This window comes from Aequorivita lipolytica (genome assembly GCF_007997135.1).
In the GTDB taxonomy this organism is placed as follows: Bacteria; Bacteroidota; Bacteroidia; order Flavobacteriales; family Flavobacteriaceae; genus Aequorivita; species Aequorivita lipolytica.
Map to the genome: position 1 here is coordinate 149,548 of NZ_VORU01000008.1, position 9,442 is coordinate 158,989.

At 38.1% G+C, this 9,442-nt stretch carries 8 protein-coding genes and 1 tRNA gene; 4 read left to right on the forward strand and 5 right to left on the reverse strand.

Going from position 1 to position 9,442, the window contains the following annotated elements; all coding sequences use genetic code 11:
• Positions 1–65 precede the first annotated feature (65 nt).
• From ESV24_RS10620 to hutI, 5 genes are all read right to left on the reverse strand, one after another.
• Positions 66–2,621 (reverse strand): T9SS type A sorting domain-containing protein, encoded by a 2,556-nt coding sequence (locus ESV24_RS10620; protein WP_111816241.1) that lies wholly within the window; start codon positions 2,619–2,621, stop codon positions 66–68.
• A 137-nt stretch (positions 2,622–2,758) separates the two neighbouring features.
• Positions 2,759–3,349 carry a hypothetical protein gene (locus ESV24_RS10625; RefSeq protein ID WP_111816242.1) on the reverse strand — a complete coding sequence of 197 codons (591 nt, stop codon included), beginning with the start codon at positions 3,347–3,349 and terminating at the stop codon, positions 2,759–2,761.
• 12 nt (positions 3,350–3,361) lie between these two features.
• A complete protein-coding gene (locus ESV24_RS10630; RefSeq protein ID WP_111816243.1) occupies positions 3,362–4,162 on the reverse strand; it encodes an MBL fold metallo-hydrolase in 801 nt (266 codons plus the stop codon).
• A gap of 61 nt (positions 4,163–4,223) precedes the next feature.
• A complete protein-coding gene (locus ESV24_RS10635) occupies positions 4,224–5,225 on the reverse strand; it encodes a formimidoylglutamase (RefSeq protein ID WP_111816244.1) in 1,002 nt (333 codons plus the stop codon).
• 78 nt (positions 5,226–5,303) lie between these two features.
• Positions 5,304–6,542: an imidazolonepropionase gene (gene hutI, locus ESV24_RS10640; RefSeq protein ID WP_111816245.1), complete on the reverse strand. Its 1,239-nt coding sequence runs from the start codon at positions 6,540–6,542 to the stop codon at positions 5,304–5,306.
• A gap of 171 nt (positions 6,543–6,713) precedes the next feature.
• On the opposite strand from hutI, the gene ESV24_RS10645 reads away from it, so the two are divergent.
• From ESV24_RS10645 to ESV24_RS10660, 4 genes are all read left to right on the forward strand, one after another.
• Positions 6,714–7,013, forward strand: coding sequence for a hypothetical protein (locus tag ESV24_RS10645; RefSeq protein WP_146743164.1), 300 nt, complete (start codon positions 6,714–6,716; stop codon positions 7,011–7,013).
• Between the two features lie 126 nt (positions 7,014–7,139).
• A complete protein-coding gene (locus ESV24_RS10650) occupies positions 7,140–8,288 on the forward strand; it encodes a trans-sulfuration enzyme family protein (RefSeq protein WP_111816247.1) in 1,149 nt (382 codons plus the stop codon).
• A 142-nt stretch (positions 8,289–8,430) separates the two neighbouring features.
• The gene (gene bshB1, locus ESV24_RS10655) at positions 8,431–9,147 is read left to right on the forward strand and encodes a bacillithiol biosynthesis deacetylase BshB1 (RefSeq protein ID WP_111816248.1); all 717 of its coding nucleotides are present in this window, start codon (positions 8,431–8,433) and stop codon (positions 9,145–9,147) included.
• Between the two features lie 110 nt (positions 9,148–9,257).
• A tRNA-His gene (locus ESV24_RS10660) sits at positions 9,258–9,333 on the forward strand.
• The last annotated feature ends 109 nt before the right edge of the window (positions 9,334–9,442 follow it).

Genomic DNA, 9,442 nt, shown 5'->3' on the forward strand with positions numbered 1-9,442 from the left:
ATGTATAAATTTAAAAACTCCCAACTCAGTTTTTGAATTGGGAGTTTTAATTTTACACGGACAATTTATTTTTTGATTACTAGTTTCTTCGTAAAAGATTGCTTTCCGCTAGTCACTTTAACTAAATAAATTCCTGCCGCAATCCCGTCAGTTTTAACTTTGATGTTTTTATTTGAGCCGAAATTTCCTCGGAACAATTCTTTTATCTTTTTCCCTGAAATATCATAAAGCTGAACAGTCCCTTCCGAAGAAATATTTTGAGAAATTGTAAATTCTGAAGTTGCTGGATTCGGATAAACTTTGATTGAATTTTCACTTAATTCATTTTCTTCAACTCCTAAAATAGTACTCACGTCATAACTGTGCATCGCTCTTCCAAAAGTTCCGGCGTAAAGTGTTTGCGTAGGTTCGTGAAGTTTCAAATCCATTACAACTGTAAATGGAAGGTTGTTTCCTAAAATGGTCCAATTGGCACCATCGTCTTTGGAATACCAAACATTTAAATCTGTCGCAACGAAAAGTATGTTTTCGGCTGGATAAACAATAATATCATTTACGGGAATATTTGGGAGATTGGATGAAATATCTGTCCAGTTCTGTCCGCCATCCGCAGTTTTAAAAACGCGTGGCGTATAATCTAAATACTTAAAACCTGACACCGTTACATAAGCAACCATATCGTCACTCGGAACCATCGCGATTGAAGTAATGTATTGGTCTGGCAGGCCGGTGCTAACGTCTGTCCACGTTGTTCCCCCATCAAAAGTTACGTTTACGTTTCCGTCATCGCTTCCGGTATAAATAACGTCAAGATTGTTATAGGAAGCTGCGATAGCGGTGAGTGTACCAAAAGCTAAAGAACCACTTGGATGCAGGCCATCGGTTAAGTCTGGGCTTATGGCAGTCCAAGAAACTGCGCGCGTTGAGGTGTAAAGCTTATTAGACCCGTAATACATTTTAGAAGAATCGAACGGTGAAAGAATTACCGGAGTATTCCAGTTTGTGCGGTCGCTACCGCTTATCCCATTTGTTCCATTTTGAAATGAGCTGCCCCCATTTGTTGAACGCCGAAGATTTCCATATTGCGATTCTCCATAAACATAACTATTGTCGTTGGGGTCTACATTCACATGAAAACCATCGCCGCCAATAATTGAATTCCAATCGCTAGTGCCTCCGGTGAGAGTGCGGATAGTATTGTTGTCCTGTGTACCCCCATAAAGTCTTTCGGGTTGTGAATAATCCACTTCAATATTGTAAAATTGTGTGATTGGAAGATTTAAAAACTTAGTCCAACTACTTCCTCCATTATTAGAAATATAAGCACCGCCATCGTTTCCGGAGAGCATAAAGTTGCTGTTTGTTCTTGAAAAATCCAATGCGTGATGATCTACGTGCATTCCGGGTAAGGTTTGCCAAGAAGCACCACTGTTGGTTGATTTTGCCATTTCAAAACCAATTACATAAACTTCTTCAGAGTTTGTAGGGTTAACCCGCACATTTCCGAAATACCACCCAAAATTAGCATCTATTCCATTGAGGGCTCCCGGCGTGGTTACCAGTGTCCAATTGTCGCCATTATCTGTTGATTTGTATAAACCATCAAATTCATTGGTAATTTCATTAGTTGTAAAACGGGCATAAACCGTTGAAGGGTCTGATTCAGAAACCGCGATACCAATTCGTCCTGTTTGTGCATTTGGAGCAGGTAGGCCATTGGTTGCTCCTAATTCCGTCCAGGTCGTTCCACCGTCAATCGAACGGTGAATAGCAGAACTTACACCGCCATAATCACGTTGCCAAGGTTTGCGGGTGCGCTCCCACATTGCTGCATAAATAATGTTTGTATTTGCAACATTCATAGCAAAATCAATCGCCGCTGTTGAATCTGTCACAAAAAGAACCTGTTCCCAATTCGTTCCGCCATTTATTGTTCTGTAGATCCCTCGCTCTACATTTTTACCGTATAGTTCTCCAGTAGCCGCGGCAAAAACGCGGTCAGGATTTGTAGGATCAACAACTATGCGACCTATGTGGTTGCTCTCTGGCAAACCAACATTCGTCCAAGTATCACCGGCATCGTCACTTCGGTAAACTCCATCACCAAAATAGGCACCATCTGTAGCGCTTCCGTTTGCTTCACCAGTTCCGGCGTAAATGCGTTGTGAATTTGAGGGAGCTATTGCAATATCACCAATTGATGGTTTTGTTACTTCATCAAAAATTGGCGTCCAGTTTGTGCCAGCATCATAACTTCTAAAAATCCCACCCGTTGCTGTGGCTACGTAAAGATGATTGTCGTTATCAGGAGAAATCGCAACGTCTGTAACGCGTCCACCAGTGTTTAATGGGCCAACAAATGTCCATTCTCCAGCCATTTCAGGAGCTCTGTTTGCAATAATTTGTCTGGACTGAAGAACGGCTTCTTTGTAAGCTTCTTTATTTATATAATTGTTGGGATAAGCGCGTTGGTTGTACATCCACTCGGCGGGATATTCCATTTTTCCAGTTTCCTTGCCGGATACTTTTTCTTCAGAAGTGTTTTTACAGCTTGATAGAAGAAAGACTGAGCATACTATTAAAAGAGCAAAAGACGGGGATAAGTATTTGTAATTTTTCATCAAAGGCGATTTTAAATTTTAGTTTTTTTTTTGAAACGGATTGAAATCCATTGTAAATATCGTAATTAATGGTTCAACAATCAGCCCAATCACAAAAGATTGTTTGCGGAATGAAAGTTCATAAAAGAAAATTAGGATCAATGAAATATTTCTGATTGGAAATGAATTCCCAATAAAAATTTTTTGATTATAAAATTGATAATGATGTAAGTCAAGATTATTGTAAGAATAACCACGAATATTTGAAATGTTTTTGCTTTCAGACTTAACGGATTTTTAGGACTCAAAATCAGCGCGGCAAATGCTTTTGATATCTGGATCCGCTCATTATAGCATATAAAAACGAGTACTAATATATAAAAAGAAACATTTATTATTGCTTCCAATATTGGATAACCCGCGTAGAGTATATCAATCAGGAGAATGTTCAATAATATGGGAAACAGAAGGGTTACTGCCAATAACTTAGTTTTATTGAACAACAATAACAAACCTCCACAAATCTGAAAAAGAGCGATGATATTTGCAAAGCTTTCCGAATAACTAAAAAATACCCAAGTTAAATCGAGACCTGATAATTCATTTATTGTTTTGTCATAAAGATCTTTACCATAAGCAAACTGTTCACCAGTTAGCTTCACCATTCCATAGCGAAACATATAAAATGCCGTAAAAACTCTCCACGCAAATTCAATTGTACTTAGATTAATTGTTGAATAATTTTTCATTCCTTTGGAAATCTATTTTTTTGGATACCAATCCAATTGTGTAACCTTAATATCTGGATTGCCTGCTTCCACCAAAGATTTGAACTTTTCAACATCACTCAACCCTTCAGTTCCGCGGTAATGATATGGATAAACGGTTTTTGGCTTGAAAGCCAAAACCGCTTCGGCTGCTTTTTCAACCGTCATTGTATATGGGAGATTCATACAGACAAAGGCTATATCAATATTTTTGAGATTACGCATTTCTGGAATATCTTCGGTGTCGCCGGAAATATAAATTCGCTCACCATTTTGTTCAAGTATATACCCGTTTCCACGTCCTTTTTCGTGAAATTTCAAAGCTTCTTTACGCAGATTGTACATTGGGATAGCTTCTATAGTAATTTCATTATTTAAAGTGCTCTCGCCATTATTTAAAATTTTTGTTTTCTTTTGAAGATTTTCAGATAATTTGTCAAATACCGCTTTTGGAGCGATTATTTGGGTATTATCCAGTACAATGGATTCAAGTGTAGGAAGGTCCAAATGATCGCCGTGGATATCTGTGACCAAAACCAAATTTGGTTCGGTATATTTCAAAAATGCTTCTTTTCCGCCCACGGGATCTACATAAATTATTGTTCCGTCCCAATTTAGGACCATAGTGGCGTGCTCTACCGGATTGATGGTAAAACCTTCTTCTGTTGCAGCCTCCCCGCCATCAACTTCTTCTAATGGAGTATTGATCGTTGCCTCCGATTCCTCTTTTTCTGAAGTGTTTTTACAAGCTGTTAACACAATTGTAACCATTAAAATGTAGGCTAGATTTTTCATAAATAATATTTTTTGAATGAAGATACCAAGAAAACAAGAGTTATCGGCGTTTTTTATAAAATTATGAGATTGTATCACTCACCAAATAAGCAATCGCTTTACCCACTTGATTCGGAAAAAGCCCCGCAGATGGCGACCCTTCGCAAATATGAAGGTAACGCGCATTGGCGTTTTTTGAAAAATAGGAAACAAATTTTCGAGCCTCAGACAAAGTAAATCCACTGGGCGAAATCGCGCTGCTGCCCATCATTTCAATGGCGTCCATATCCAGTTCAATTCCGAAGTTTTCATTGCTGCAGAAATTTTCAGCTTCTTTCATTGCTTCGGAAAAGGATATTTTTTGTTGGATGGTAATAGCTTCAAAAAGATTGAATTTTACCCTTTCGGAATTTTTTTCAATTGAATTGAAAACGGCTTCCGAAGTATAATTTCTATGTAATCCGAAAATGAAGTATTTATTTAAAAACCCTTCTTCAAACGCATACGAAAACCCGTTGCCGCTGTGGCGATGTTCTAGGGAACGGAAATCTGTGTGCGCGTCAAAATTGATGCAGTTTATTGGTTTTTGCAATGCCTCGGAAACACCTTTCAAGTTTCCATAACTGTTGTTGTGGCCGCCGCCAATAATAATTGGAAATTTGCCAGCTTCAATAATCAGTTTTACAACTTCCGAAACTTTATGGTCAATTTGGGTAACCAATTCGCCCAGTTTTTCGGCATAGTGGTTTTCTTCTTTTGAAATAGTTATTGCCTGTTTCATTTGCGTTTCGCAATCAATTTCGCCTAAAAGTATTACGTTTTCCACATTGGTTAAATGATTGTGCTGAATGTTTAGAAGACTTCCCAAAGCGGCTTCCCAAGTTTTTGAAGTTCCGGGATTTCCATAGTTTGCACGAACTCCAATATCTTCTGGAATTCCCAAAAGCACATATTTTGCCGAATGATTTTTTAAATCGTCGAGCGTTTCAACAAAGTTTACTTTTTCACCAAACTTAATTTCTCCAGCCCGTTTCTTTATAAAAGAAACAACATCTTTTTCAGAATAAATTTTAAGCAAGTTCATAATAATCCTCAATATATTTTTAGGTTTTAAATAAGTTCCTCCCCTTTTTTTAAGGGGAGGTGCCGATAGGTGGAGGGGTTACTTTACTTCTTGCCCATTAATAATTACCGAATCAATCAAATTACTGCCAAAAGCATAGGGCAAATAGCCGTAGGATGGAATTTCTTTTGTAATAATAAGATTTGCCATTTTCCCTTTTGTAATACTGCCGTGGGTTTTGCTCAAACCCATAGCATACGCGCCATTTATAGTAGCTGCATTTATAGCTTCTTCGGGCGTTAAACGCATTTTTATACAGGCCGTTGCAACTACAAAATTCATATTTCCGCTTGGCGTAGAACCTGGGTTATAATCTGTAGCGAGCGCTAATGGCAGTCCGGCGTCAATAATTTTTCTGCCGGGCGTGTAGGGAATACTCAAAAAGTAGGAGCAGGAGGGAAGTGCCACGGGCATAGTTTGGCTATTTTTCAATGCTTCTAAATCTTCATTTGTCAAAACTTCCAAATGATCTACGCTCAGCGCTTTGTGTTTTACGGCTGCTGCAATCCCGCCGATGCTGTTGAATTGATTGACGTGTACTTTTGGAATAAGACCGTATTTTTTTCCTTCGGAAAGAATTCGTTCCAAATTGGCAACAGAAAAATACCCTTCTTCACAGAAGATATCTACGTAATCTGCAAGTTTTTCTTCAGCTACTTTTGGCAGCATTTCGTTACAGAGCAGATCTAGATAACCATCTTTATTGCCTTTATATTCCGTGGGAATTGCGTGTGCGCCTAAAAATGTGGTTTTTATGGTAATAGGATATTCTTCAGCAAGTTTTTTTGCAACGCGTAGCATTTTTAATTCAGCATCAGTTGTTAATCCGTAACCGCTTTTTATTTCAATAGCTCCTGTGCCTAGACGCATCACTTCTTCCAAACGAGCGGCAGATTGATGGTATAAATCCTCTTCCGAAGTTTCTTGTAATTTTTTTGCGCTGTTTACAATTCCTCCGCCTCTTTCGGCAATTTCTTGGTAGCTGAGCCCTTTAATTCTATCTACAAATTCCTGTTCGCGGTTGCCTGCGTAAACTATATGTGTGTGGCTGTCGCACCAAGCGGGAAGCACCATTTTTCCGCTGCAATCCAACGTTTTAAAACCTTGATGTGGGCCCATTTTGTCCATTGTTCCGTAATCTTCAATAATACCGTGGTTTATAAAAACCCAAGCATTTTTTAAGGTTGGAAGTTCATTCATTTCTTTGCCACTAAGTTTTGAAGGACAGTTTTCACGTACCTGGAGCAATTCTTTTATATGTGTGAGCAGTAATTTCATGAAATAATTTTTGCAACAACAATTTTTTATAAAGATACTTAAAAAGTTAGCAGTGGCAGTTCGTGAAGAGCAGTGAATTAGCGGGAACTTATCTCGTTGCAACTTATTATAAAATGTAGATGGTTTGATTGAGTGAATTATTATGGCTATATTGAAATAAATATTAATAAAATGATACAATTGGTCTCAGAATACTCGAATTATCTAAAAGAACTTCCCAAGCTTATAAAAGAATCACCTTATAAGACGGCGTATATTATTGAAAAACTTCAAATTCCTAAGGGAACTTACTACCGTAAATTAAAGGATAAAAGTTTCAGTGTAGAAGAAGTTGAGAAACTTACAAAGATTCTATTTCCAAAAGAAATTTATTTAAAGGAAACGCTTGCCAACTCACGCGATGAAATCCACGTTGGAAAATTTTCAGAATATGAAAAGCTTATGGAAAGAATTACAAATGTAGTTTCCTAAAACCTGAATCGTTTCTTTATCGTTTCTTCTCTTCGGAGTTTTGATTTCCCTTCTAATCCTGTTTTCCTTTCTGTCCTGATTCTGGAAAAAACCATACCTTTAAACTTTCTGAAAAACCAATATAAAATGAAATTAAAATCCCTAGGTATAAACACCATTTGCACGCACATTGGCGAGGTAGAGGACAAACAATTTAAAGGCGCCATTTCACCCCTATATATGTCCAGCAGCTATGCGTATGAAGACGTGGAAGTGAAGCGCTATCCACGTTATTTTAATACACCAAACCAAGAAGCGCTCTGCAAAAAAATAGCAATGCTTGAAAAAAGTGAAGCAGCACTTATTTTTTCGAGTGGAATGGCTGCCGTTAGTACTGCAATGCTTGCGTTTTTACACAAAGACGATCACGTGGTGCTTCCGCAGACTTTATATGGAGGAACTTATAATTTTGTGGTTAAGGAGTTTCATAAATTCGGAATAGAATATTCTTTTGCCGATGGTTTCTCGGAAGCAGATTTTTCTGAAAAAATTCAGAAAAACACTAAAGTTCTTTTTGTTGAAACGCCTTCAAATCCTTTAATGCGCATTACAGATTTGGAAATGATTTCAAAATTGGCGAAACAACACAAAATTTTAACAATGATCGATAACACCTTTGCTTCGCCCGTAAACCAAACTCCGGCAGATTTCGGGATTGATATTATGATACACAGTGCCACGAAATATATGGGTGGACACAGTGATATTTCTGCAGGTGCTGTTGCCGCTAGCGAAGAAAACATAAAAATAATTTGGAATCTTGCTAAAAATCTGGGTGGAAATCTTAGCGATTACACCGTTTGGCTTTTGGAGCGCAGTATGAAAACGATGGTGTTGCGCGTAAAAGCCCAAAATAAAAATGCTAAAAAAATGGCGAACTGGCTTGAAAAACATCCTTTGGTTGAAAAAGTGTACTATCCCGGTCTGAAAAACCATCCTGATTATGAGCTTGCAAAAAAACAAATGAGTGGGTATACGGGAATGCTTTCTTTTGAAATAAATGAAGGTTTGGATGTAAGTAAATTTTTAAAAGGTTTAAAAATGATAAAACCTTCAATGAGTCTGGCTGGTGTGGAATCTACCATTCTTTCACCTGCAAAAACATCACACAGTTTATTAACACCTGAGGCGAGAAAAGAGCAAAATATAAGCGATGGCTTATTGCGTTTTTCAGTGGGAATTGAGGAAGTGGAAGATATAATTGCCGATTTGGAAGGAGCATTTTCAAAATGTTAGAATTTCAATTTTACTATTTTTTGTTTGGAATAAAAACCTAATGAAAATATTAAAAACTGAAGATTAAAGGATGTTTGTTGCTGATAGGAATTCAATCCACCAGCCTTTAAACTCATAAACAATTAAACTTTTAAACTTATTTATGAAAATTGATATACTCGCCATTGGCGCACATCCAGACGATGTGGAATTGGGATGTGCGGCAACTTTAGCAAAAGAAATAGCCAATGGAAAAAAAGTAGGTATTTTAGACCTTACCCGCGGGGAGCTTGGAACCCGCGGAACTGCTGAGATACGAGACAAAGAAGCAGCAACCGCAGCAGAAGTTTTGGGTGTAAAATTTAGACACAACCTAGAATTCTCCGATGGGTTTTTGGTGAATAATGCGGCATCACAACTCGAAATCATTAAAATTATCAGAAAATATCAGCCCAATGTCGTGCTTTGCAACGCCATAGATGACAGACACATAGACCACGGAAAAGCGAGCAAACTAGCAAGCGACGCTTGTTTTTTAAGCGGCCTCCAAAAAATTGAAAGTATTTACGAAGGCAATCACCAAAAGGCTTGGCGACCCAAACACGTTTACCATTATATACAATGGAAAAACATTGAGCCTGATTTTGTAGTTGATGTAACAGGTTTTTTAGAGAAAAAGTTAGAGGCTGTTTTTGCGTATCAAAGCCAGTTTCACCAAAAAGAAGCAGATGAGCCTGAAACCCCAATTTCTTCAACCAATTTTCGCGATAGCATCACTTATCGGGCGCAAGATTTGGGAAGACTTATTGGTACCGAGTATGGCGAGGGATTCACAACAGAGCGCTATCCTGCGGTAGATTCGATTTTCGATTTAATTTAATTTTCTTAAGCAAGAATATTGTGCAACCGTAAGAATTGAATTATATTTGCACCTGCCTGCTGGAATATGCAGGTCCGCTTAGCGGTATTTTGCCTAAAAGCACGATAAATGGTGGTTGTAGCTCAGCTGGTTAGAGCATCGGTTTGTGGTACCGAGGGTCGCCGGTTCGAACCCGGTCTTCCACCCAAAACAAAAGCTTCTCAGAAATGGGGAGCTTTTTTTGTATATTAATAATTTATAAGAAATTGAAGCCGGGTGAGAAGTTTATCCTGAGCTTGTCGAAGGGAACCCGGTC

Excerpts from the sequence above, each read along its gene's own strand:
- ESV24_RS10620 (WP_111816241.1), bottom strand. The coding sequence starts at position 2,621 with ATGAAAAATTACAAATACTTATCCCCGTCTTTTGCTCTTTTAATAGTA.
- ESV24_RS10625 (WP_111816242.1), bottom strand. The coding sequence starts at position 3,349 with ATGAAAAATTATTCAACAATTAATCTAAGTACAATTGAATTTGCGTGG.
- ESV24_RS10630 (WP_111816243.1), bottom strand. The coding sequence starts at position 4,162 with ATGAAAAATCTAGCCTACATTTTAATGGTTACAATTGTGTTAACAGCT.
- ESV24_RS10635 (WP_111816244.1), bottom strand. The coding sequence starts at position 5,225 with ATGAACTTGCTTAAAATTTATTCTGAAAAAGATGTTGTTTCTTTTATA.
- hutI (WP_111816245.1), bottom strand. The coding sequence starts at position 6,542 with ATGAAATTACTGCTCACACATATAAAAGAATTGCTCCAGGTACGTGAA.
- ESV24_RS10645 (WP_146743164.1), top strand. The coding sequence starts at position 6,714 with ATGATACAATTGGTCTCAGAATACTCGAATTATCTAAAAGAACTTCCC.
- ESV24_RS10650 (WP_111816247.1), top strand. The coding sequence starts at position 7,140 with ATGAAATTAAAATCCCTAGGTATAAACACCATTTGCACGCACATTGGC.
- bshB1 (WP_111816248.1), top strand. The coding sequence starts at position 8,431 with ATGAAAATTGATATACTCGCCATTGGCGCACATCCAGACGATGTGGAA.